Source organism: Deinococcus radiotolerans, assembly GCF_014647435.1.
Taxonomy (GTDB): Bacteria; Deinococcota; Deinococci; order Deinococcales; family Deinococcaceae; genus Deinococcus; species Deinococcus radiotolerans.
Genome location: NZ_BMPE01000005.1, coordinates 180,455 through 204,519, shown reverse-complemented (window position 1 = coordinate 204,519; position 24,065 = coordinate 180,455). Strand labels below are relative to the sequence as shown.

The 24,065-nt window shown below is 67.2% G+C and carries 20 protein-coding genes; 3 read left to right on the top strand and 17 right to left on the bottom strand.

Annotation, left to right across the window (positions count from 1 at the left end; all coding sequences use genetic code 11):
• Window positions 1-151: 151 nt before the first annotated feature.
• Window positions 152-838 (top strand): molybdopterin converting factor subunit 1, encoded by a 687-nt coding sequence (gene moaD / locus IEY63_RS11620; RefSeq protein ID WP_189069181.1) that lies wholly within the window; start codon window positions 152-154, stop codon window positions 836-838.
• A 9-nt stretch (window positions 839-847) separates the two neighbouring features.
• Here the strand turns inward: moaD and IEY63_RS11615 are convergent, their stop codons facing one another.
• The 6 genes from IEY63_RS11615 to IEY63_RS11590 form a co-directional block, all read right to left on the bottom strand.
• Window positions 848-1,549, bottom strand: a complete 702-nt coding sequence (locus IEY63_RS11615; RefSeq protein WP_189069180.1) for a PrsW family intramembrane metalloprotease — start codon at window positions 1,547-1,549, stop codon at window positions 848-850.
• A 5-nt stretch (window positions 1,550-1,554) separates the two neighbouring features.
• Window positions 1,555-2,055, bottom strand: coding sequence for a crossover junction endodeoxyribonuclease RuvC (gene ruvC, locus IEY63_RS11610; protein WP_189069179.1), 501 nt, complete (start codon window positions 2,053-2,055; stop codon window positions 1,555-1,557).
• A gap of 78 nt (window positions 2,056-2,133) precedes the next feature.
• Entirely contained in the window at window positions 2,134-3,060 is a 927-nt protein-coding gene (locus IEY63_RS11605; protein ID WP_189069178.1) for an ABC transporter permease, read from the bottom strand.
• On the bottom strand, window positions 3,060-4,058 hold the full coding sequence (locus tag IEY63_RS11600) for an ABC transporter permease (RefSeq protein ID WP_189069177.1): 999 nt from the start codon (window positions 4,056-4,058) through the stop codon (window positions 3,060-3,062). Before IEY63_RS11600 ends, IEY63_RS11605 begins: the two co-directional genes overlap by 1 nt.
• A 102-nt stretch (window positions 4,059-4,160) precedes the next feature.
• Window positions 4,161-5,918, bottom strand: coding sequence for a peptide ABC transporter substrate-binding protein (locus IEY63_RS11595; protein ID WP_189069176.1), 1,758 nt, complete (start codon window positions 5,916-5,918; stop codon window positions 4,161-4,163).
• A gap of 179 nt (window positions 5,919-6,097) precedes the next feature.
• A complete protein-coding gene (locus IEY63_RS11590) occupies window positions 6,098-6,520 on the bottom strand; it encodes a HesB/IscA family protein (protein ID WP_189069175.1) in 423 nt (140 codons plus the stop codon).
• A 128-nt stretch (window positions 6,521-6,648) separates the two neighbouring features.
• Between IEY63_RS11590 and IEY63_RS11585 the strand changes: the two genes are divergently transcribed.
• On the top strand, window positions 6,649-6,900 hold the full coding sequence (locus IEY63_RS11585; RefSeq protein ID WP_189069174.1) for a DdrH: 252 nt from the start codon (window positions 6,649-6,651) through the stop codon (window positions 6,898-6,900).
• A gap of 134 nt (window positions 6,901-7,034) precedes the next feature.
• Here the strand turns inward: IEY63_RS11585 and IEY63_RS11580 are convergent, their stop codons facing one another.
• From IEY63_RS11580 to IEY63_RS11550, 7 genes are all read right to left on the bottom strand, one after another.
• On the bottom strand, window positions 7,035-7,232 hold the full coding sequence (locus IEY63_RS11580; protein WP_189069173.1) for a hypothetical protein: 198 nt from the start codon (window positions 7,230-7,232) through the stop codon (window positions 7,035-7,037).
• Between the two features lie 80 nt (window positions 7,233-7,312).
• Window positions 7,313-8,626 carry a cytochrome b gene (locus IEY63_RS11575; protein WP_189069172.1) on the bottom strand — a complete coding sequence of 438 codons (1,314 nt, stop codon included), beginning with the start codon at window positions 8,624-8,626 and terminating at the stop codon, window positions 7,313-7,315.
• Entirely contained in the window at window positions 8,623-9,288 is a 666-nt protein-coding gene (locus tag IEY63_RS11570) for a Rieske 2Fe-2S domain-containing protein (protein WP_189069171.1), read from the bottom strand. Before IEY63_RS11570 ends, IEY63_RS11575 begins: the two co-directional genes overlap by 4 nt.
• 16 nt (window positions 9,289-9,304) lie before the next feature.
• On the bottom strand, window positions 9,305-10,138 hold the full coding sequence (locus tag IEY63_RS11565; RefSeq protein ID WP_229784666.1) for a c-type cytochrome: 834 nt from the start codon (window positions 10,136-10,138) through the stop codon (window positions 9,305-9,307).
• Window positions 10,139-10,314: 176 nt separating this feature from the next.
• Window positions 10,315-11,205, bottom strand: a complete 891-nt coding sequence (locus IEY63_RS11560; RefSeq protein ID WP_189069169.1) for a serine hydrolase — start codon at window positions 11,203-11,205, stop codon at window positions 10,315-10,317.
• Complete coding sequence (locus tag IEY63_RS11555; RefSeq protein WP_189069168.1) at window positions 11,202-11,414, bottom strand: hypothetical protein; 213 nt, start codon at window positions 11,412-11,414, stop codon at window positions 11,202-11,204. Before IEY63_RS11555 ends, IEY63_RS11560 begins: the two co-directional genes overlap by 4 nt.
• Before the next feature lie 43 nt (window positions 11,415-11,457).
• Entirely contained in the window at window positions 11,458-12,102 is a 645-nt protein-coding gene (locus tag IEY63_RS11550; RefSeq protein WP_189069167.1) for a response regulator, read from the bottom strand.
• Between the two features lie 116 nt (window positions 12,103-12,218).
• Between IEY63_RS11550 and IEY63_RS11545 the strand changes: the two genes are divergently transcribed.
• Window positions 12,219-12,704, top strand: a complete 486-nt coding sequence (locus IEY63_RS11545; protein ID WP_229784665.1) for a hypothetical protein — start codon at window positions 12,219-12,221, stop codon at window positions 12,702-12,704.
• A 14-nt stretch (window positions 12,705-12,718) separates the two neighbouring features.
• On the opposite strand, the gene IEY63_RS11540 is transcribed toward IEY63_RS11545, so the two are convergent.
• From IEY63_RS11540 to IEY63_RS11525, 4 genes are all read right to left on the bottom strand, one after another.
• Complete coding sequence (locus tag IEY63_RS11540) at window positions 12,719-13,630, bottom strand: DMT family transporter (RefSeq protein ID WP_189069166.1); 912 nt, start codon at window positions 13,628-13,630, stop codon at window positions 12,719-12,721.
• Between the two features lie 26 nt (window positions 13,631-13,656).
• Complete coding sequence (locus IEY63_RS22690; protein WP_444542379.1) at window positions 13,657-16,374, bottom strand: beta strand repeat-containing protein; 2,718 nt, start codon at window positions 16,372-16,374, stop codon at window positions 13,657-13,659.
• Between the two features lie 83 nt (window positions 16,375-16,457).
• Entirely contained in the window at window positions 16,458-21,245 is a 4,788-nt protein-coding gene (locus IEY63_RS11530; protein WP_189069164.1) for a DUF11 domain-containing protein, read from the bottom strand.
• Between the two features lie 2 nt (window positions 21,246-21,247).
• Complete coding sequence (locus IEY63_RS11525; protein ID WP_189069163.1) at window positions 21,248-24,013, bottom strand: DUF11 domain-containing protein; 2,766 nt, start codon at window positions 24,011-24,013, stop codon at window positions 21,248-21,250.
• Window positions 24,014-24,065: the final 52 nt, after the last annotated feature.

Sequence of the window (24,065 nt, the reverse complement as noted above, 5' to 3'; positions counted from 1 at the left end):
TCGCTCGTTTCACACTCGTTGTCATGCTGCCCGCCTCGCTTGAGGCTCAGAAAAGATACAGGTCCCACCTGAATCTGTCAACTCCCTGGACCCAAGGCCCCTTGGGAGTCGTGGAACGGGAGGCCAACCCGGTGCGTGCTACGCTCCGCGCATGCAACTCAAGGTGGTGTTTTTCGCGCGCCTGAAGCGGGAAACAGGCGTGGAGCACGGAACGGTCGATATCCCGGAGGGCAGCACGGTCCGCATGGCCGCGCCGCTGATTGAAGAGCAGTTCGGTGTAAGCCTGCGCGGGTGCATGGTGGCCATCAACGAGACGTACGCCTCGCCGGATGCCGTTCTGACCTCTGGTGACGAGGTGGCGTTCCTGCCGCCGGTTGCGGGCGGGAGCGGTGAGTCGCCCGGTTCGGACACCTTCTGCGAGATGACGGCCGAACCTCTGAGTCTCGCGGCCGCCGACCTCTATCTGGTCAGGCCGCAGTACGGGGCGCAGGCGTATTTCGTGGGAACCGTCCGCAGTCCCAACCAGGGGAGGGACGTGGAGTTCATCGACTACGAGGGCTATGACGCGCTGGCCCGCAAGGTCATGCAGGGCGCAGCCGAGGCGGCCCGCGAGAAGCATGGAGAACTGCGCGTGTACATCCAGCACCGGGTGGGCCGCCTGCGCCCCGGTGAGGCCAGCATCCTGATCGGCGTGGCCAGCCCGCACCGGCGCGCCGCGCTGGAAGCCTGCGACGACATCATTGAGTACCTGAAAGTGCACGTCCCCGTCTGGAAACATGAGGGCGACGAGGACGGGCAGCACTGGGTGCCGGGGCAGACCGGGCACGACACCCTGTAACGGACGGGCTCAGCGTCGGCGCTGGGCCTGCTCGAACAGGAAGTACTCGCTGGGTCCGTGGGTCCGGGCGTGCGCCTCGAAGGACAGGTAGTAACGGGTCGCCAGGCCAACCATCAGCAGCACGACAGCGCCCAGCGCGAGAAGCTGCGGCCAGCCTGCCGCGCCCGCCAGCAGGCCATTGAAGACCGCGTGCAGCGCGACGCTGATCAGCAGGCCCTGCACCACCCACGCCCGACCCTGCTGCCAGTGCAGTCCGCCCAGCGCGTACCCCTGCGGCGCGCTGAACAGCGCGTGCGCCAGGGTCGCCAGGACGGCGTGCCACGCGCCAGCGCCCGTCCCGAACCCCAGGGTATACGTGACGTTCTCCATGAAGGCAAAACCCAGCGCGGCGGTCACGGCGTAGATCAGGCCGTCCATGGGCTCATCAAAGGACAGTTCCGTGATGGCCGTGGTGGCCGCCACGAACTTGAAGCCCTCCTCGATCAGAGCCGTGAGCAGCACCACCACGGCCGCCACCAGCGGCAGCGGGGACATCGTCAGGCGGCCCAGGCTGGCTTCCAGCGCGGCCGAGATCACCCACGCCAGCATGCCCCACGCGAAGGTGCGGGCCAGCAGCCACAGGGGTTCCGGGTGGCGGTCCCGGCGCACGAAGAACCACAGCCACGCCGAGGTCAACGTGACCGACAGCAGGAGGGCCAGCAGCAGCGTCATGCCGCTCAGCGCAGCGCCAGTCCGGCTGTGCGGGCCTGTAGGGGTGCGCTCGCCAGGTGGGTCAGGGCCAGGGCAAGCGCGTCCGCCGCGTGGTTGTTGAACAGTTCACGCACGCCCAGGCTCGCCTTGACCATGTAGATGACCTGTTCCTTCTCCGCGCGCCCGGTACCGACCAGGGAGCGCTTGACCTGCATGGGGCCGTAGGTATGCACGGGCACGCCCGCCTGCGCGCACGCCAGCTGCACCACGCCGAACGCCTGCCCGACCTTGAAGGCCACGTCCGCCTGCTTGCGCAGGATCTGGTCCTCGATGGCCACGGCGTCCGGGCGGTACTCGGTCAGCAGGCGGCTGACCTCCTCGTGGATGTACTGGAGGCGGCGCGGCATGATCCAGGCACTCTCGGTGGTCAGGCACACGTGGTACAGGTGACGGGCCTTGCGCACGTCACCTTCCACCAGCCCAAGGCCGAGGTTTGCAAGTCCGGGGTCAATACCGAGCACGATCACGCCTCCAGGATACGCGACCGGAAGCGCCACACATGGAAAACCCCCGCCGCAGCGGGGGCCGGAATCTCAGCACCTGAGTTACAGGCGGCTCTTGGGGTCGAAGGCGTCGCGCAGGCCGTCTCCCAGGAAATTGAAGGCCAGCACGGTCAGCAGGATCGCCAGGCCCGGGTACACCGCGATGAACGGGTGTTCCAGCACGACCTCGTTCGCGTTGGAGAGCATGTTGCCCCAGGTGCTCACCGGGGGCTGGATGCCGAACCCCAGGAAGGACAGCGCCGCCTCCCCCAGAATCGCGCCGCCCACCGCGAGGGTGCCGTTCACGATGATGACGGCTACGACGTTCGGCACGAGGTGCCGGAACATGATGCGGCTGCTGTTCGCACCCAGCGCGCGGGCAGCGTCCACGTACTCCAGGTTCTTGAGTTTCAGCACCTCGCCACGCACGAGCCGGGCCGTGCCCATCCAGCCGAAGAAGGTGAAGATCCCGACGATGATGAACACGCTGGAGTTCGGATTCTGCCGCAGCGCCGCGATGGTCGGAACGTCACTCACGGCGAACAGGCCGCTGAGGGTCAGCTGGAGGGGCAGTTCGGGGATGGACAGCATGATCTCGATGAAGCGGCTGATGGTCGTGTCCACCCAGCGCCCCAGGAAGCCCGCCAGGAGGCCCATCACGGTCCCGAGCGCGACGCTGAACAGCGCCACCGTGAAGCCCACGATGAGACTCACGCGGCTGCCGTAGATGATGCGTGAGAGCAGATCGCGGCCCAGACTGTCCTGCCCCAGCACGTGCTGCGCGCCCGGCGGCGCGTAGATGCCGTTCAGGTCCTGCGCGTTGGGATCGTACGGCGCGATGACCGGAGCGAACAGGGCCAGCAGGATCAGCGCGGTGATCACGATCAGGCTGGCCATGGCGGCCTTGTGCCTGCGCAGTCGGCGCAGAGCAATCTGGAAGGTCGAGCGGCTCCGGGCAGGAGCGGCGGCAGGTGCGGGCACTGTAGTCATCAGGCGTACCGGATCCGGGGGTCAACGATGGCGTAGGCAAGGTCAGTCAGCAGCTGGAACACCACGGTCAGCACGGCCAGCATCATCAGGCAGACCATGACCACGTTGAAGTCCTTGCTGACCAGCGCGTCCAGGATGGCCTTGCCCATGCCGGGCCAGGAGAATACCGTCTCGGTGATCACGGCTCCGCCGAACAGCCCGGGGATGCTTAGGCCCAGCAGGGTCACGATGGGCGTCACGGCGTTGCGCAGCGCGTGCTTGTACAGCACCCGGCGGTCCGCGAGGCCCTTGGCCCGGGCGGTCCGCACGTAATCCTGCGTGAGGGTCTCGAGCATGTTGGCGCGCATGAAGCGCAGCGTCACGGCAATCTCGCGCAGCATCAGGATCATCATGGGCAGCAGCAGGTACTTCAGTTTGTCCGCGAAGACCACCCAGGCACTCGCGTCCGCGGGTAGGTCCGGGCTGCCCAGGCCCCCAGGTGGCAGGGACAGCGCCCCACCAGTCGCGCCAGGCAGGTACACCGCGAAGAAGTACAGCGCGAGCGCCCCCACCCAGAACACCGGGGCGCTGACCGCCAGGAACGCCAGGAAGGTCAGCACGTAATCCAGCGCCGAGTACTGCCGCACCGCGCTGAAGATACCCAGCGGCACGGCGATCAGCGTACTGATGACCAGCGCCGGGACGGTCAGGAGCAGGGTGTTGGGCAGGCGACTCTGGAACACGAAGTCCAGCGCGGGCACCCCGAAGTCCTGCGAGTACCCAAAATTCCCGGTCACGGCCTGCTTGAGCCAGAAGAAGTACCGCGTGATCCACGGCTGATCCAGACCGTACGCCGCTTTCAGGCGGGCGATATCCTCGGGGGTGATGTTGCTGTTCCCGAACACCAGCTGATCCACCGGGTCACCGGGTTGCAGGGCGGTCAGCGCGAAGATCAGCAGGCTGATCACCAGCAGCAGCGGGATCATCTGAATGACGCGGCGTAATGCGTAGGTTCCCATGTCGAACTCCTGAAACACGGGGCAGGGGGAAGGCGGCGTGACGGCGCCGGCCCTCCCCCTGCCTGCCCCGCGCCGCCCCGTACGGGCCGCGCGGTAAGGCGGTTACTTCTGCTTGTACTCCTCGGCGGCGCCCTTGCTGGCCCAGCCGATGTTCGCGGCGTTCCAGCTGGGGTACTGCGTGATGGCGCTGAAGGTGTAGTTCACCAGGCCAGGCACCTTGGTGTACACGTTCACGCGGAAGTACAGGGGCAGGGACGGCACTTCGCTGTTCCAGACGGCCTGCATGCGGTCAAAGAGCTTGATGCGGTCGGCCTGGTTGAATTCCACCTTGGCCTGCTTGTACAGCTTGTCGTACTCGGCGTTATTCCAGCCGGGGTTGTTCTGGCCGGAGTACCCGTTGGCGGCGGTGGGGATACCCTCGCTCTTCCAGAGGTTGCCTTCCTCGAACACGGGGTTGTTCGTCCAGGCGTACATGGCCATGTCCCACTTGCCGCTCTCGCCCTTGCTCAGGAAGTCCGGGCCGAACACGACGCTGGCGGGGTAGTTCTGGATGTTGACCTGCACGCCCACAGCCTTCCACTGCGCCTGGAGGATCTGCTGCACGCGCTCGCGGGTGCTGTTCCCGGCGGTGGTGGAGAAGTTCAGGCTGAGTTTCTTGCCGCTCTTCTGGAGGATGCCGTCGCTGCCGGGCGTCCAGCCGAGCGCCGCGAACAGCTGCTTGGCTTTGGCGACGTTCAGGTTGTAGTCGGTAACGTCTTTCTTGTACAGCTTGCTGACCGGCCCGATCCAGCTGTTCGATACGGGCTGTTTGCCCTGGAAGAGCGCCTTGACGAGCGCGTCCCGGTCGATGGAGTACAGCAGCGCCTGACGCATGCGCGGATCGTCGAGGTCGAGGTCCTTGGCGCGCTGCCCGCGGGCGTTGATGTCGATGTGCTCCCACACGGCGCCGGGCACGAAGTAAGTCTTGTACTTGTTGCGCTCGTTGCGGGCCAGGTCGGTGCCCTGGTCGAAGGTAAGGCCCACGGCGCTCACGGCGTCCAGCTGCCCGGACAGGATGTTCACCTTCAGGGTGTTCGTGTTCGGGATGAAGCGGTACGTGACGGTCTGCAGGTAGTTCTCGGGGTTCTTCGGCTGGTTCCAGTACACCGGGTTGCGGGTCATAGTCAGGCTGTTGCCGGCGCGCCACGCGGTGGGTTTAAACGGGCCGGCCACGACCTTGGGCAGGTTGCGGGCGGTGGTGAACGAGGAGATGAACTTCTTCCACTCCTCGTTGGTGACCTTAGCGTCCTTCTCGTTCTTCGTTTTGGCGTCGAACGCGTTCCAGGCGGCGCTCATGATGTGGCTGGGCGCCAAGCCGGGGCTCACCTGATCTGCGAACAGGTACGGCGGCTCGAAGGTGATCGTGAAGGTGTCGGCGTCGTTCGTGGTGATCTTGGCGCGGTTCCAGGGATCGCGGTCCGGGACGGGCACGCGGTCGTCGTTTTCCAGCTTCAGCCAGAACTGGAAGTCCGCGATCTTGATGGGCGTGCCGTCACTCCACTTCGCGTCCTTGCGGATGGTGTACGTCACGCTGTTGCGGGTCACGTCGCCCTTGGCGTCCTTCACGACCTTGTAGTCGCCGTTGGCCAGGGTGGGCACGCGCGTGGCGATGTCGGCCTTGGTCACGCCGTCGTCGTCCTGGTAGGTCAGGCCGGCGCCCATGTACCCGTTGATCTCACTGGTGATGGCGAGGTTGTTGGTGTTCCACGGATCGTAGATGTTCGGCGGCTCCTGCGAGGTACCGACAACCAGGCTGTTGTTGGCGGGACCGGCCAGAGCCGCGCCAAGCAGGAATGCAGTGAGGGCAAGGGTCTTCTTCATGGAGCCTCCGTGTACTGACTGGGCAGGTCCTGCAGCCCGAGTTGTTGGTGATGCAGGCAGTATAAGGGCCTCATGAAGAGAGTCAAGGCCACCACAGGCAGTCCGGGAACGCGCGGTGGGGGATTGACACAAGGAAAAACCGGTCACCATACAGGTGACCGGCGTCTTCATCTTGAGCCTCAGTGGCTGCTGCACCCACCGGCGCCTTCCCCGTCGGGGGTCTGTGCCCCGTCCGTGCGGAAGGAGGAACCGCAGCCGCATGCGGAGGTGGCATTGGGGTTGTGGACGGTGAAGCCGCCGCCCATCATGTTCTCTACGAAGTCCACCTCGCTGCCCCGCAGCAGGGGCAGGCTCATGCGGTCCACAAGCAGTTTCACACCGCGGTCCACGACGATCAGGTCACCTTCAAGTTCACGGTCGTCGATGGCCATGCCGTACTGGTAGCCGCTGCAGCCGCCACTCTTGATAAACACGCGCACACCGGCGTTCTCCTTGCCGCTGTTGGCGAGGATACCCAGCGCTTTCTGCGCGCCGAATTCGCTGATGCTGATTTCAGGGGCGGGAACGCCGCCGATGGTGTCGGTGGTGGTGGTCGCAGTCATGCGTGAAGCGTACTACCATTCGGGAAAGAAAAAGGTGCCTGGAAAGCAAAGTGACTCCCCATGTGCCGCTTTGCCAGGCAGGCACGCCGCTTACATTCCTTGAGCGTGACCATGTTAAGATGATCGCCATGACGAACCCCTACGCCGAGTGGTTCGAGCAGCTCCGCAGCGAATACGGGGAGCAGCTCCGCGCCATGCCGCTGCCCGATGGTCTGCCCGAGCATCTGCGCAACCTCATCAATCAGCACGACGAGGACGCCATTCAGTTCATGATCAAGCTCGCCTGGCAGTTCGGCGCGCAGGTTGGCTACGCCGCCGGCAGTCGGCAGGGCGACACACCTGCCGCCAGTATCCCCAGCACACCCCGCGTTCAGGCCTAATCTCACCCCGCACCGCCGCCCCACAGCGCAGGGGCGGCGGTGTTCTTGCACCCTGCCGCGCCTGACCGCTGCGCTCTCCTGTCTGGTCATCAGCGAGCTGCACTTCTCCCCTGGCCCTGCCCACGCCCCGACCCTCAGTGCAGGCCGGACCGTGGCGCGCTCCAGCAACCCACCCGAGGATCAGGATCTGGCAGCAGCCCCTGCGCGATCAGTTCCTCGAGGGTCACGCGCGCCAATCTCAGCAGATCCTCGACCGGAGCATCTTCAGGCACCTGACCGGCCAGGCCGAGCTCACGGGCCAGTTGCGCCAGCTCACGGGCGAATTCATTCATGGGAGACAGTGGATCACATCAAGTGCGCAGAGAAAACCCCGGCGCACAGGCCGGGGTTCTTTACACACGCTCAAAAGTGTTCAGTCGTCCGCGTGGGCGTGCGCCAGGGCGTCGCGCTCATCCGCCTCGCGCAGGGCGCGGATCATGCGAACGATCCCGACGGTCGCGAAGTAGGTCACGATCGGCACCGCGATCACCAGAATCCAGAGGATCGTGTTGGAATTCGCGGACGTGAGCAGGCCCGCCTGAATCAGGTCAGGTTTGTAGCCCGCCAGGGACAGCATCAGCATAAAGGCCATGAATGCCGTGCCCGCCGCCAGACGCACGGGGTGGTTGGTGGGGTTCTCCGCGTAGTACTGGTTGTCCTTGGCCTTGTCGAGCATGGGTACAGCGAACATCAGCCCGATGACGATGCCTGGGAAGACCATGGCCCCCACGAACTCTGCCCCGATGGTGCCGCCGAAGAGTTCGAAATCAAAGCCGGGGATGATGGCCAGCGCGCCGAAGACCCACAGCAGATACCAGTCGGGTTTGATGTTGGGGATCGGCGTGGAGCTGGGCGGTCCGAAGACCTCCACGGGGTGCACGGGGATGTACGCGGCGAACAGCATCACCAGACCCGTGAACAGCAGCGCCAGGATCAGCATGATCGGGGTCTGCTGGGTCATCAGCGGCACGCCCACGATCTTCTTGTACGCCAGGCGTTTGGCGTACTGGGGCTGGGTGTGCTTCTGCTTGATCATGATCAGCATGTGCGCGCCGGTCAGGGCCAGCAGAATGCCGGGCAGCAGCATGATGTGGTAGCCGTAGATGCGGGGGATGATCCCGGCGCCAGGGAACTGACCGGCGAAGGCCGCCTGCGCCAGCCAGTCACCCACCCAGGGCACCGATTTCACGATGGCGTACACCACGCCCACGGTCTGGAAGGCGTAGTTGTCGTACGGCAGGATGTAGCCGGTCACGGCGGTCAGCGCGGCGAAGATCAGCAGCAGCATGCCGATCCACCAGTTGATTTCGCGCGGCTTCTTGAACGCGCCCGTGAAGTAGATGCGCATCATGTGGATCACGGCGGCGGCCACCATGATGTTCGCCATCCAGTGGTGTACGCGGCGCAGCATGTCGCCGAACGGCATAGCGTTGATCTTCAGCGCGGAGTGGTAGGCCGCCGGGATCAGGTTCTGCTTGTCGGGGGTACCCGGATCGAAGCTGTTCACGACCAGGCTGTTGCTGGGCTCGTAGGCCAGCGCCAGCAGGATGCCCGTGATGATCAGCACGATCAGAGAGAAGAGGGTGATCTCTCCCAGGAAGAAGGAGTGATGCACGGGGAAAGCCTTGCGCAGGAACTTGTCGTTCAGGCGCGAGATGTGCAGGCGTTCATCCAGCCACTGGTTCATGCCATTGCCTCCTCAACCTTCTTGATGTAATCCTCCCAGTCCTCTTCCTTGTTGAAGCCGTATGGGCGGGACAGGAAGAAGCCTGTGACGACCAGCTGATCACCCTCCTGCTTGATGGGCAGTTGTGGCAGCGGCGCGGGGGGCGGCCCGCCAGTCACGCGGCAGCCCTGGGTGGCGTCGTACTGGCCGGAGTGGCAGGGGCAGAACATCTGTCCGCCGCCCTTGGGGTCGTCTCCGACGTTACAGCCTGCGTGCATGCAGCGGTCGCCGTACACCACGATCTGACCGTCAACGGTCGCGTCAAGTTTGGTGGGGTCTTTCAGGGTGCCGGGTGCGAACTTGTACACGGCGAGAATGTTGGTGGGGTCCTTGTCGCGGATGACCTCGCCGCCCTTCGGGTTGCTGCCTTTCGGATAGGCGCGGATCAGCTTGTCACTGAGTTCCGATGCCTTGACGATCTGCCCCTGATTGGGCCCTTCGGCGTGGACGAGCACGTCACCTTTCATGGGAGGGGCGACATCCGCAGTCAGGCGGAACACAGGTTTGGCGCTACCGAGTGCACTGACGAGGCTCAGGACGCCCACACCGGCGCTGGTGCCCATGGCCGCGTTGATGAACTTACGGCGCGTGATTTCAGGATCTTGTTTCTTGTACCGGGTCATGTCAAACCTCTCCTGATTACCAGGGGAACTCGCCGCTGGCGTCTTCGACGAGCACTTCGCCGTCCATGAAGAACTTCTTGTACAGCGCGATGCTGGCGGCCAGCATCAGCAGGATCATCGCGGCGTAGAAGCCTTCGGCCGTCACGTTCGGCGCAACTGCTTCTTTCGCGCCCCAGCCAGCAAAGTCTGTGACCATCTGCCGCACGAACAGCACGCCGAACAGCACGGTCAGCGCCATGGTCGTGAGGATGCCCAGTGTGGCCAGGGGCGTCGAGCGCACCTTGTGAATCCCGGGATGCAGTTCCACGCCTTCAGCCCACACGCTGTACAGTCCGATCAGGCCGTACGTGAGGAGCACCATGACGAACGTCGCCAGGAAGATCTCGGGCAGCTTCAGGTCTTCAGGCACGAAGCGGCTGCGGTTTTTCAGGACTGCCGGGTCGATCTTGGTCTGTCCCTCGGCCACCTGGGCGGGCGTCAGGGGTTCCTCGATGTTGTTGCCCCAGGAGTGCAGCACGTAGTTCGCCACAGCGTAGACTTCGTTCTCCTTAAGCTGGCTCTGCGCGGGCATGCCGCCCTTGCCCTTGACGATCATGGTGTGCACGTACACGGGGTCCTTGACGAGCTTCTCGTTGCCCGCCAGTTTGGGGCCAACGCCCCCCTGACCTTCCGCACCATGACAGCCAGCGCAAGTGGCGAAGACCTGTTTCCCGAGTGTCGGCCATTCCTTACTGATGTTTGCCACGACCGCCGGGTCGACCACCACGGGTTCCGGTGCCGTTTCCTTGTTGAACAGGAACAGCAGGATGATCCACATGATGGCCGCGCTCACGATGGCGACCCAGGGCATGACAGCGTCGTTTCTTTCCACTTTCCCTCTCCCTAAGCATGAAGTGGCCAGTCATTTCCCGCCGTGTCGCGGATGGAAACCCTGCTCTCAGGTGGCCTAATACGGGTCAGCATACCACGCGCCGAACACGCGCCCAGCCGCGCTTCCCGGGGCTGCCCGCCAGACTTCGGCACCCTTTATGGTGCGCCTGACCGACCGGTTAAATGTCCCCTCTCGCTCACGGGGACCTCACCCATTTCCGCCAGCAGGGGCCAGAGCGCTCCAGCCAGGGTTGCCACATCCTGATTTTCCGGGTGCTCGCGGGCGTCACGCCCCCCTGCTGACAGCAGCGCTACCAGCAGGGGCCGAGGCGTGAACAGGACCCCGACGTCGTGGTGAACGCCCAGCAGCTCCCCGCTCTTGGTAGCGCTGCGGTACAGGCGCTCCCCATCCGGGCCGCAGGGCATGCGCCGCGCGATCAGGTCCCGGTACTGCTGACGCCCCATGATGTCCAGCGCCAGTGCCGCGTGCGCCGCATCGAGCAGGGTCCCGGCCAGCAGGGCGCGCAGCAGGTCCGTCTGGTCCTGCGCGGTGGTCGAGTTCCGCTCGCCGCGCCGCTGGGCCTCGTTCCGCTGCTCGGGCGGCAGCTGCAACTTCCCGACCAGCCGCGTCCCATCTAGGCCCTGCGCCGTGAGCCAAGTGTTCACCGCGTCCACGCCCAGCCGCCCGATCACGAGGTTCGTGGCGGTGTTGTCACTCACGATGATCATCAGCGTCAGCACGTCCTGCCATGTCAGCGCCAGCCCCGCGCCCAGCTCGTGCAGCACGCCCGCACCGGGCACGCGGTCGACTGCCTGCATGGTCACGCGCGCCGTGAGGTCCAGCCGCCCGGCCTGCGCCTCCTGGAGGGCCAGGATCAGCAGCGGCACCTTGATGGTGCTGGCTGCCGGGAACACCCGGTCCGCATTCCAGGCGGCCAGCTCCGTGCCGTTCAGGTCCGTGACCCGCAGACCCACCACGCCGGGGAAGCCCGACGCCGTCAGGTGAGCCCGAAAGGCGGCCAGCCTCTCCCCTGCCCCGCCGGTCATTCCGGCAGGTCCAGCCCGGCCAGCGCTGCGAACGGATGCGCCGTGCCCACCGGGCGCAGCGTGCAGAAGGGCGGGCCGCCCTCGGGTTCCACGCGGTGCTCGCAGGTGGGGCACTCGGGGAACGCCTGATCGGTGTACGCCAGGTCCGCCTCAGCGCTGGGCAGGCTCCACTCGCGGCCGCACCCGGCGCGGAACGTCACAGGCTTCATGGGCGCACCCGGCGCAACGCGGCGGTTCTGGGCTGGCCCCCTCTTACTCAAGGTTCGCGATGCCCTCGCGGATCGCGTACAGCGCCGCCTGCGTGCGGTTGTTCAGCTGGAGCTTCGTGAAGATCTCCGACAGGCGGTTGCGCACGGTCTTCTCACTGATGTCCAGGCGCAGCGCGATGTCCTGATTCGAGAAGCCCTGCGCCAGCAGCTTCAGGATCATCGTCTCGCGTTCGTTCAGGTCGGCGTGCTTCTCGCTGGGCAGCTCCTCACGCTTGTCGCGGAAGTCATCGAGAACGTTCTGCGCCATCTCTGGGTCCAGCAGGGCCTCGCCGGCCGCCACGCGGCGGATCACGTCCAGCAGGGTCGTGGCGTCCGCGTCCTTGAGCACGTAGCCCCGCGCCCCGGCCTTCACGGCCTCGAACACGTAGCGGTCCTGGCGGTACATGGTGATCATGATCACGCGGGCCTTAGGATCGATCTCCAGGATGCTCTGCGTGGCCTTCACGCCGTCCAGGTCCGGCATCTGGATATCCATGAGGATCACGTCGGGGTGCGTGTCCGCCGCGTAGCGGATCGCCTCGCGCCCGTTGGCGGCCTCGCCGATCACGCGCATTCCCTCGGACTCCAGCAGGCTGCGCAGCCCCTGACGGAACAGCGCGTGGTCATCGACGAGCAAGACGCGAATCATAACCCCAGTCTAGGCCAGCCGCTCCCCGGACACCGGGAGGAAAGCCCCCAACCGGACCGGGCGCCGCCGGAAACACCGCAGACACTGGCCCGGGACGCCCCTGTACACTGCGGAACGTGATCACCTGGTTCGATGCGCTGCTCGTGACCCTCTGGGCCGCCGTGACCGCGCTGGGCGCCCGGCGCGGCCTGAGCGGCCTCGCGTGGGGTCTGGGCGGGATCGCCGCCTGCTTCCTGGCGAACGCCCTGAGTGGCAACGCCATCATCGCCGTGATCCTGAGCATGCTGCTGGCCGTGGGCATCGGCACGGCCATCACCAGCCGCATCCAGAATCCCCTGGACCGCCCCTGGCACCTGGGGGCCGGCGCGGCCGGGGGCTTCGCGCTGGGCGGCGTGCTGATCGCCACGCTGGCCCTGAACTTCCCGCTGGACCTGCGCGTGGACGCCCAGGGTTCACGCGGCGTGTACCCCTCCGAGAGCCTGCCGCCCGCGCTGTACGACGCCGTGCGCGGCAGCGCCCTGCAAAACGGCCTGCGGGGCGTGTGGTCCAGCAACTCTGCCCTGAAGACCCTGCTGATCCCCGACCAGACCCGCGCCCGCTGAGGGCCACGCGGACGCTACTCCACCTGCACGGCGGGCGTCTCCGCGTGCGGCCGGTCGGCCCGTTGACTCAGGACGGTCGCGGCCACCACCAGCGCGCCGCCCAGCGCGCCCCGCACACCCACCTGCTCGCCGATCAGCACGAAACTGAACGCCGAGGCGGTCACCGGCTCCAGCGCGTAGATCAGGCTGGCCTCTGCGGCACTCACGCTGCGCTGCCCGATGGTCTGCAGCAGGGTTGTCGCGGCAGTCGCGGCCACGCCCAGGTACAGCAGCGGCCCCCACGCCGCGGCGGGCGGCAGGGACGGCGCGCCGCCCAGCAGCAGCCACACCAGCGCCAGCGCCGTGACGCTCAGCACCTGCGTCACCGTGAACGGCAGCGCCGCGTGCCGGTCCGCCATGCGCTCCAGGGTCACGATGAACCCCGCGTACGTCACCGCGCACGCCAGCGCCCACCCGTCCCCTGCGACCAGCGCCCCACCCTCCCAGGACAGCAGCGCCAGGCCCGCCACCGCCAGCGGCAGCGCCCCCCACAGCAGCAGGGGCATGCGGCGGCGCTGCGCCACCACCAGCCACAGGGGCACGAGCACCACGCTGAGCGCCGTGAAGAACGCCGCGCGGTTCGCGGACGTGGTCTGCAGCGCAATGGTCTGCGTGCCGTACCCCGCGATCAGCCAGGCGCCCAGGATGAAGCCGTCGCGCCACAGGGCGCTGCTGCGCCACCCGTCCGGTCGCCGCGCCTCATGGGTCGGCGCGCGTCGCGCCCAGGCCACCAGGGGCAGCAGCGCCACCGACGCGATCAGGAACCGCCAGAAGATCAGGTCCGACGCGGGCAGCAGTTGCCCCAGCGTCTTGACCACCGCGAATGTGCTGCCCCACAGGCAGGTCACCACGATCAGGAGAAGCGCGCCACGCGCACGGGCAGACATACCGGGAATTCTAGAGTGCGGCTGGATCAGCGGATCACTGCGCGGAAGCACACGTTGCCCTGATCTGCAGTCACCAGGGTGCCCAGGTTCACGGTGAGGGCGCCGCGCGTGAATGCCCCGCCCGCCCCGGTCAATGTGCCCGCGTCGGTGTCCGCCGCGCTCGTGAGGTAGCTGGTGGTGCCGCGCGTGAGTTTCACACCCAGCGCTGTGCCGGCTGCGCCCGCCCCGGCCGCTTCCGCGTCGTAGGCACTCAGCTGCACGGTGGTGTTCAGGGGCACGTCATCAGCTAGCGTGAAGGCCGGCAGGTCCACGGCGCCCACGTTCCGCACCTGAATGCAGTATTCCAGTGTTTCGCCGGGCACGCCCCCACCACTGGCCGCGAACGCTGTGCCGGTGGAGACGTTGCGCACCAATTTGATGAGCTGCGCGGCGATCATACGGGTGGTGACGACACTGGCGTTGTTGCTGGTCGTGCTTTCAGGGCTGGTGGTCGTGACCTGCGCGGTGTTCAGCAGTGAGCGGGTGGCCGGCGTGGAGGCGAGCGCCGTGAGGTCCGGCGCCCTGACGGTCACGGTGAATGTCTGGGAGGCGCCGGGCGCGAGCGTCCCCAGGGTCCAGCTAAGCGTGGTACCAGTGACCGCCGCACTGGGCGAACTGCTGCTCAACGTGACTCCATTGGGCAGCTGATCGGTGAGGGTTGTAGACGCCGCTTCAGCGGAGCCGCCGTTTGTGACGGTCAGCGTATACGTGATCACCTCACCCGGTCTGGCGAAGGGGGGGCCAGCCTTGATCACGTTCAGGTCCGCAGCGGTGACCGTCAGGGCGGCGGTGGCGTCGGCGGGGGTCGGCAGCGGCTGCCCGTTAATGCTGCCGCTGACGCTGCTGCCCAGAATGGTGTTGGTGGCCGGGCCTACCGTGGCGCTGCTGGGCAGCTGAACAGTCAGCGTGACCGCGCAGCCGGCGGCGGGGAGCGTGCCGCCGCTCAGCACGTACCGGCCGTTGAGGACCGAGGTGCTGCCCGCGCCGCGGCACGTGTCGCTGCCTACCGCGGTGATCGTCAGTCCGGTCAGGCCGGTCGTGGCCGCCACGTCGTCGGTCAGCGTGAAGTTCTGGGCCGAGACGCCGTTGGGGTTCGTGACGCTGATGGTCAACTGCGTGGTTGAACCCAGGGACACGCTGGCCGGGCTGAACCCCTTACTAATCACTGTAGTCAGAGGTGTCACCGTGAGGTTCGCAGTGTTGGACGCCGCACCACGCGTGGGGGTTTCCGTACTACTGACTCCGCTGGTCACGTTCGGGTTCACGCCGACCTGCGTTGCTCGTACGCTCACCGTAATGGTGCAACTCGCGCCCGCCGCGAGAGTAGGCACCGTAAGGTTCAAGCTAGTTGCACCGACAGTCAGGTCAGGGCTGCTCGTCGCCCCGCAGGTACCGCCGATGCTGGTGCTGGCGACACTCATGCCTGACAGGGCGTCCGTGAAGTTCAGGCTGGTCAGCACAGGGTTCCCAGCAGGATTAGGATTGCTGACCGTGAATGTCACTGTGCTTGTACTATTCAGAGGTATGGAAGTTGGGGAGAATGTTTTAGAAATGGTTGCTGCCGCCTGACTGATCAGAGTGGCATTTGTAGACGCGTTGAGTGTACCCGTAGAGGCCTGCAAGGTATTGGCCACGACGGTGTTGGTGTATTGGCCAGCTGTGCCTGGAACGTTGACTGTGGCCGTGATCGTACATCCACCCACCGGAATCGTGGCGCCAACTGCGAGCGTAATGGAGTTGCTGGTTGCAGTGAGTGAGTTGGGGGATGTAGCGCATGTACCGCCAAGACTGCTGGCAGTAACGGTCATGCCTGAAGGCATGGTGTCCACCAGATTCGTATAGAGGTAGTACGGGGCCAGGTTGGTATTACCAACCGTGATAGTAAGGGTTGAGGTTGTCGCCGGGGTCTGAATGAGTGCCGGGGAGAATGACTTACTCAGCGTCGGAGTGTTCGGCGTGACATTACAGGAACCTAGGTCTGAGACCCCTGTGGCACTACCCTTTAAGGTTGCCGCCCCTGAGTTGCTGCCCAGAACGTCCAGACCATACAAAGAACCGTTGACGGAAATATAAAAGCGGTTGGTCACTGGATCGATGGCTAGACCGTTGATCGATGTCGAGGAGGTCCCGCTGATTGTGACGACTTTTGTGGCGACATACGCAGTGCCCGACCCATTCAAGCTCAGGCGGTACAGGGCGCCTGTACCGCTTGTCGTGTTGCTCACTGCCCAGAGCTGGCCACTGGTATCTAGAGCGATATCGCCATTGGTCCCCGTGCCGCTGGTGTCGATGTCCGAGCCTGTAATTGGCAGGAACGCACCGAAAGTTCGAGCGCCGATGTTAGCCGTACTGATGGTAGCGTTACTCCAATAGGTCAATAGACCACCTGTAGCTGTAAAGGTTGCCCCAACAAGATAAGCGGGGGATGTATTTGTAAACTGGCCAATCAATGTAGAAGAAGGAGAGGCCACTTTTGGGTCAACTCTATATAGTGTTTCAGGATTTGTAGCCCGGTTAAAATAGTACAGCAGACCATCCGCCGGATTCAGGGCTAGGGCATTAGGTTCGGCGCCCGTAATATTAAAATTACGGAGCTGGGTGCTGGTACCAGGATTGATCGAACTGATAGAGGGCGTGGACTGTACCGAGTAGACCGCCGTGCAATAGCTGGCCGCAGCTTGAGCATTAGTGAAGGCTGTAAACATTACAGCGCCAAGCGCAACGGAACACAGTCGACGCGTTAGCTGTTTAAAGTGGGTCTGCATAATGCAAGGGTCCTCCTTACTCATTACTTCCGCGCACTCACAGAGTCGTCGACAGTCAGGTCGAGGCGCAGGTACGCGCCGCGGCGGGTGTCGGGGCCGCCCAGGCCGACGAAGCCCTGGGGGTTGTAGCCGACGGTGACCCACGTGCCGGGCAGGGCGCGGTAGCTGGCTTCGAGGCCGTAGCCGAGCTGGGTGGTCTGGCTGCCCGGCTGGGCGAGCACGCGGCCCCAGGCGCCCACACCGACGCGGTCGGTGACGTAGTACGTGCCGCTGAGGCCCAGCTGCGCGGTGAAGCTGCCCGGGTCGTTGAGCAGGGTGCGGGTGTCCAGGCCGGCGCGCACGGCCCAGGTGGGCTGGCGGTACTCGGCGGCCAGGCTGCTGCTCAGTTCGGGTTGAGTGCCGGCCAGGGTGCCGTTCACGTAGCGGACGCTGCCCAGGGCGTTGAAGGTGCGGTCGCGGTACGCGAAGCCCAGGGCGACGCGCTGGCCGTTCTTGCCCGCGCCGAATTCCACGAGGCCGTCCCCGGTGAGGGTGAGGTGCTCGGTGAGGCTGCCGCTGATCCCGCCGCGCAGCACCACGCCGAAGCCCAGGTTGCTGTAGGTGAGGTCGGTGCCGGCGGTGGCGCTGACGGCGCTGGTCTTGTAGCTGAGGTCCACGCCGGCGCCGAGTTCAGGTTTCTGCGCGCTGATGTCGTACGTGGCGCTGGCGCGCACGCCGGCGGTGAGTTCCTTGCTGATGGGCACGCTGGTGGTGACGCCGAACCGCGCGCGGTTGCCCTGGCCGCCGGCGCTGGGCAGGTCGTACGCGACCTGGTAGTTGGCGCTGCCCACGCGGGTGTCGAGGCTGAGGGTGGCGCGCTGCCCGGTCTTCCAGTTGAGTTCGTCGGTGAGGCCCACCGTGATGGCGTCCGTGACGGCGTAGCGGGTGCTGATGGTGGTGATAGGATCGAGGTTGCCTCCGGCGCCTCCCGCGAGCGGCTGGGTGTGGGTGATGTCCACGTCCAGCGGGGCCTTATGGTACCCGGCGCTGAGGACGGCGCCGACGCCGTACTGGTCACCGTAGGCGTACTTGACGCCCGCGCCGATGCTGAAGGGCGCGACGCGGTAGTCGGCGCGGGCGGTGACGCTGCCGCCCTGGGTGTCGGTGGTGGTGGCGCCCAGGGTGTTGTGGTACTCGGCCTGCACGTTGCTGCTGAGGCGGCTGGTGTGCTGCGTGGTGACGCTGGCGCTGGCGTTCAGGCCGGGCGTGATGGGCGCCAGACCGTGGTAGCTGCCGTCCTGGTAGCGGATGCGGGCCTGGATGGCGCTGCTGCCGACCTTGGTGCTGAAGTCCCCGCTGGCCTGGAAGCCGCCGGAGTAGGTGAGCAGGCCGTCGGCGCGGGTGGCGCCGTTGGTGTAGCTGGCGCGGGCGCCGGTGGTGACGGTGCCGTCCAGGCTGACGGCGGCCACGCCAACACTGACGCGTTCGGTCTGGTACTTCACCTGCGCGCCGTAGGCGAGCTTGCGCTGCGCGAGCGGGTCGTTGATGCGGTACGTGGCCTGAACGCGCACGTCGTTGCCGTCGAGGTCCAGGTCGTCCAGGGCGCGGGCCAGGGTGATGATCCCAGTGCGCCCGTCGAGGATGTAGTCCGTGTTGCGCTGCAAGGTCACCTGCCGCAGGACCTTGCCGGTGCCGCGTTCCAGGGTGGTGACAACTAGCGTTTCGCTGCCGGGGGCGATGTCGCCGCGCGTGAGGCGCAGCAGGCGGGTGCGTTCGGGCTTCAAGGTGTCCGTGACGCGGTCCTCGGGGACCAGGGCCACGAAGCCGCTGACCTGGGGGTTGCTCTTGCTGGCGACGGTCAGGGCGGTCAGCTGCTCGCCGACGGGCAGCACGTCAATGGGCAGGCTGCCGGTGCGGTACTCGGCGCGGAAGCTGGGGTGGTCGTACCGGATGGCGACGGGGTCGATGCCCTGCATCGCGGTGCTCTGGGTGCTGGCGTCGCCGAAGGTCGCGAAGCGGCGCAGGGTGTCCTGCTCGGTGGGCAGGCCGGCCTTGTCGGCAGCGACGTACAGTTTGCCGCCGGCAAGGGGCCCCTCGTAGCTGGCGCGGGCCTGCCAGGTCAGGTCGTCGGCGAGGCTGAGGTGGCCGTCCAGGCCCAGGGTGGCGCTGATCAGGCCCACGCCGACGCGGCTGCTGTCGGGCGTGACGTCGAAGGTGTAGGTGGTGACGTCCTGCCCCTGCACGACCTGCAACTTGAGTGTGGTGGGCGTGGACTGGGGTTGCAGGACGAGTTCGCCCTCGCCGTTCACGAGCGGCAGGGTGTACGTGCCGGTGGCGCTGCTGGCGCCCTGCTGGGTGGGGTCGATGTTGCTGCGCAGGGTCACGCTGTCCTGGCTGGTCAGGTTGCCGCTGGCATCCAGGGTGCGGATCTTCAGGCGCAGGGGCGTGGCGCCGTCGGCGGTCAGGGCGACGGGCTTGACCTCGATGCGGCTGGTGGCGCCCACAAGCTGCACGGTGACGGTGTCCGCGCCGAGTTGCAGGGTGTTCGTGCCGGGTTGCAGGGGCACGCCGATGAACGTGAGGCGGCGCACGCCCTGGCCGGGGTCAATGGTGGTCTCCCCGATGCGGTCCTCACTGACGGGCTGGCCGTTCACGCGCAGGGCCACGGGGCCGTCCAGGGGGACTTCAACGGTGACGTTGATGCGGTCGCGGATGCGGATCAGGGTGCCCTGGAGCGGGAACTTGATCGCGCCGTCGTTCGCGGCCTGCTCGCTGCCCTGGGCGCGCGCCGCCCTGAGGTCCGCGTCGCTGAGGGTGCCGTGCAGCACCTCGCTGCGTTCACCCTTGAAGCGGGCCAGCAGGGCCGGGGCGGGCAGTTCGGCCAGCGGTCCGGTGTGGCTCAGGTCGTACGTGACGGTGCCGCGCACGGCCGTGCCGCCGCGCTGGGCGGGGCCGGGGAGCGTCCAGTACAGGGTGCCGCTGGGGCCCACCTGGGGGTCTGCGAGGGCCGCGCCGTTCAGGCGGGCGCTGCCGGGCACGTACTGCGCGCTGGCGGGCGGGGCGTGCGCGATGACGATCTCGGTGGCCTGGCTGGGCGCGTCAAAGGGCAGCGAGACGCTGCTGCTGCGCAGCTGCTGCGGCGCCGACGCCTGAGGGGCAGGGGTGCCCGTGGGCGTCTGGGCCGGGCTGGGCTCGGCGGGCGCCTGCGCGTTCAGGGTGCCCTGGCTGGACTGGGGGGCGGCGCAGCCGTCGGAGGTCAGCTGGCCGCTGACGGTCAGGTCACCGGCCTGCTGGACGGTCGCGCGGTAGCTCAGGGTGCGGGTCTCGCCGGGGGCGAGGGTGCCACTGAAGCGGGTGGGGTCCGTGACCTGAAGGCCGGCGGGCACCTGGTCTTCCAGCGTGTAGCTCTGCTGTGTGTCGCCAGTGTTCGTGACGCGCAGGGTGACGGTCACCTCGTCGCCGACGGCCGCGCTGGCGGGCAGGTCGCGCTGGAGTTGCAGGGTGGTGCGTTCGGGGCGGACGTTCAGCTGCACCTGCCGTTCCAGGCCCCAGGGGGCCAGGCGGGCGGTGACGGTCAGCGGGCCGGGCTGGCTGGCCGCAGCGGTGAAAGTCAGCTCGCCGGGCGTGGCGGCGTTCAGGGTGCCGGTTCTGACACGTTTGTCACTCAGGCCGGGGGCGTCCAGCGTGAGGTCCAGGGGCAGATCGCCCGCGAAGGCAGTGCTGGCCCGGGCGCGCAGCGTGACGGTGTCGCCCTGGCAGACGTCGAGCTTGTCGGCGCTGAGGTCCAGGTTGACTGTGGGGCGCACCTGCACGAGGGTGTCGCCGCGCCCGTCCCTGGGCACGGTGACGTTGCCGCTCACGCTGACCTGCGCGCCGGGCACGGGCGCGGCCGTGACGGGGTACGTGCCGGTGGGGACGCGCTGCTCGACCTGCCCCTGCACGGTCAGGGGGGTGTTGCCGACCGTGACCTGCGCCTGGGTGGGGCGGGTTCCGTTCGGGAGGACCAGTTCGGCGCGGACGCTGAGCGTGCCAGTCTGGTCCACGCGGGCGACCGTCATCGGGGTGGGCGTGCCGTCGCGCAGCAGACTGAAGCCGACGGTGTTGCTGAACTGCCGCGCGCCGGCAGGCTGGCGCAGTTCGACGGTGTACGCGCCGGGCGTGGCGGGCAGCGGCAGGTCGGTGACGCTCAGGTCCGCGCTGACCTGCAGCGGGTAGATGTGACCCTGGGCGTCCCGCAGCCGCGCCTCGAGTTCCTGCGGGCCGTCACCGTCGTACAGGCGCAGCACGTGGGCGCGGCCGTCGGTGGTGATGTTCACGGCGGGCACCCAGTCGCGCGAGTGGACGTTCACGCTCAGCTGGTCGGCGTGCACGTCGGCGCTGACGCCCGCCAGGCGGATCGCGAAGGTGTTCTTGCCGTTGCCGCTCGTGGCGGCGCGCAGGTGGTAGCGGCCGGCGGGCAGGTCCTGGTCGAGCAGCGTGGCCCAGTCGTGCTGGCCGGGCGTGAAGGTGCGCGTCAGCAGGGTGCTGCCGTCCTCGCGCAGCACGCTGAAGGTGGTGCTGACCGGGCTGCGGCCCGCGTCGTACTGCTCGTCACCGTAGTACGTGTCCGAGCGGTAATCGCCGGGGTCCACGCGGGGGCTGTACAGCTCCAGCCGCACCGGACCGGCCAGGGGCACGTCGAGGATCAGGTCCTGATCCCCGACCGTCCACATGAGTCGGTCGCCGACCGAGGTCAGGGGCAGGCTGGTGCTGACGTTCTGTGCGCCGGCCGAAACGCTCGCGGCCAGCAGGGCCGAGAGGGTGGTCGCGAAGCGTTTAAAGTCCGGTTGCACGTTCAGTACCTCCAGCTCAGATCTGGATCGGTGGTGGCGGCCCGAGGCTCGCCCGTCCAGTCGAAGCGGTAGGTGAGGTTCAGGTCACCTGCCTCCACGGTACCGACGTGAATATTTCTACCTTCTTTCAGAACCGCGCCCTGCGGCAGCGGGTCGGTGAGGGTCACGTCCTCCAGGCGGCGGGGCGTGCGCAGGCGCAGCGTGACCACGTACCCGCCGTCCACGATGTACACGGCCTTTTCGAGTGTCACGTCCCCCATGGTCAGGGTGGTGCGGCGCAGCGCGTCGATCTGGCCGCCCAGCGGCGCGAGCGGGAAGTCCACGCTGGTCAGGCCGCGCACGAACACCGTGCGCGTGCCGCTCAGGCCGCCGTCCTGCGCGACGTTCAGGGGCGGGTAGGGCGTGGTGTTGGAGTCCAGGCGCAGCGCCTGCGTGCCCAGCGCCACGTTCGGGAACGAGTAGCGGCCGCGCGCGTCGGTGAGGGCCTCGCGGCCGCCGGCCAGCAGGATGCGGGCGCGCGGGACCGGCTGGTCCAGCAGCGGGTCGAACAGGCCGTTGCGGTTGCGGTCCACGAACACGGTGCCCAGAATGTCCGCCAGCGGCGCGAACTTCAGCGGGTTGAGTTTCGTGGTGGCGGTCGCGACGTTGCTGGCGATCGCCTGGGCCTGCCCGCCGGCGCCCTGGCCGGTCACGACGGCGGTGTTCACGAGTTCGCCGGTCGCGGCGGGCGTTACGCGCGTCTGGTACCCGATGCGGATGCTGCGGCTGGGGCCGATGGTCGGAACCGTCCACTTCAGGACGCCGTCCAGGATGACCGGATCAGCCAGGGGCTGGCCGTCCAGGGTGCTGGTGCCCGGCACGTACTCCAGGCCGCTGGCCGGGGTGTCGGTGATGATGGCGTCATCAATGCTGGTGGTCGCGGACTCGTTCCTGATGACCAGGGTGTACGTGAGCTTGTCGCCGTAGGTGGCTTCCGCAGCGCTGACCTGCTTGCTGATCAGCAGGCGGGCACTCCAGACGGGCGTCTGCACCTGATTGCTGGCGAGCGCCCGGGGCAACTCGGTGCTGACCATGCTGAAGGTGTTCAGCAGCGCCTCGCCGTCCACGGCGCGCGCCGAGACGAGCGTGGTCACCGTGACCGCGCGGGTCTCGCCGGGCGCCAGGGTCCCCAGCGTCCACTGCGCGGTCTGCGCGCCGGGCTGCCCGCTGATCACGCCCCCGTCACTGATGCTCTGGGCGTCCAGGTGTGCCGGGATGAGGTCGGTGATCACCACGTTCGTGACCGGGTGGTCGAAGGGGTTGCGGACCGAGAGGGTGTACGTGATCGTGTCACCCACAGCGACCGTGCCGCCCACGGGGATGGGCTGCCGGGTGGCGCCACTGACGGCCGCGTAGGTCTTGCGCAGTTCCGGCAGGCCGCTCTGCACCGTGCCGATCAGATCGTGGGTGGCATTGCTGGTGCCGCGGTCGCCCTGAATGGTGATCAGGGCGTCCAGCGCGCCGGGCTGCGCGTCGTAGCAGACGCGCACGGCGGCCGTCTGACCGGGCGCCAGGATCAGGGGCTGCACGAGAGGCTGGCCGTTCTCGCCGAGCAGCGTGGCGGCGGCCGCGCCCTGGGGGTACGTGACGGTCACGCGGTAGCTGTCCTGCACGTCCCCGGTGTTCTTGGCGGTGTGATCGAAGCACACGAGCTGACCGGCCACCGCGAAGGTGGTGCTCTGGCGGTCGGCTGGGCTGCCCTCGGGCGCCTCGGGGTTCCCGGCGGGACCGATGGCCACGGCGGGCTGGTAGCGGACGTCGGCGGTGGCGCTGCCACTGCTCTGGTCCTGACCGGTGCGGGCGGTGGCGGTGTTCACGAACTGCTGCCCTTCCGCGGAGGGCGTGGCCAGCATCCGGAACTGAAGTTGCACGCTCGCGCCGGGGGCGAGGCTGGGCACGCGAACGCGCACGCCACGCACAGGACTCACCTCGGCCGTCGTCCAGGTGGTGCCGTCCTGGGTGTACTCCAGCGTCCCCACGTTCGTCTGGGCGCTGCCGGGCACGAAGCTCAGACCGCGCGCAATCTGATCGGTCAGCAGGTCGGTCAGGATCACCTCGCGGCTCTCACCCTGACCGGAGTTGCTGGTGGTGACATTCACGGTCGTCTCGGTGCCCGGCCGGACCAGGGCAGGCGTGAAGGTCTTCCGGACGCCCAGCACGGGGGGCGGGCCGACCCGGAGCACGCTGACATTATTGGTGTCCGCGTTCACGCCGCCCGCGCAGGACGCCGTGAGGTTCACGAACGCATTCCCGGCCGCGCCGGCCTGCGCGACCAGCAGCACCCGCGCCTGCTGATCAGCGTCCAGGGTCACGTCCGTCACGTCCGGCTCATTCGTGTCGACCTGCCCGTTGCCGTTCAGGTCGTTCACGACGCGCAGCGTGGGGCTCACGGTGCTGCCCGTTTCGGCCTGCGCACCCACCGGGAAGGTGAACCGCGCGTTCCCGGTATTCACAACCGTGTAGGTGAAGACAGCCTGCTCACCAGGCAGAACGGAAGCGCTCTGATCGGGTTGCGTGACCGTTCCATCAGGCGTAACGCTGACCGAGCAGACGGCCTGCACGACCGTCCGCACCTCGTTCGACTGAACCTGAACAGTGCTGCCCGCGTCGGGCGGCAGGAATTCCGCCTGCGCCTGGTTCAGGATGACGGTGCCGGCGGGGGTCAGGGCCTGCGCGGCCGAACCGGCGAACAGCAGGGCAGTCAGGGCCAGGGAAGTGGAACGGTTCACGGTGGGCTCCTCGGTGGGCGCACCAAGGGTGCGGTAGGAGTGGGGCGGCGCA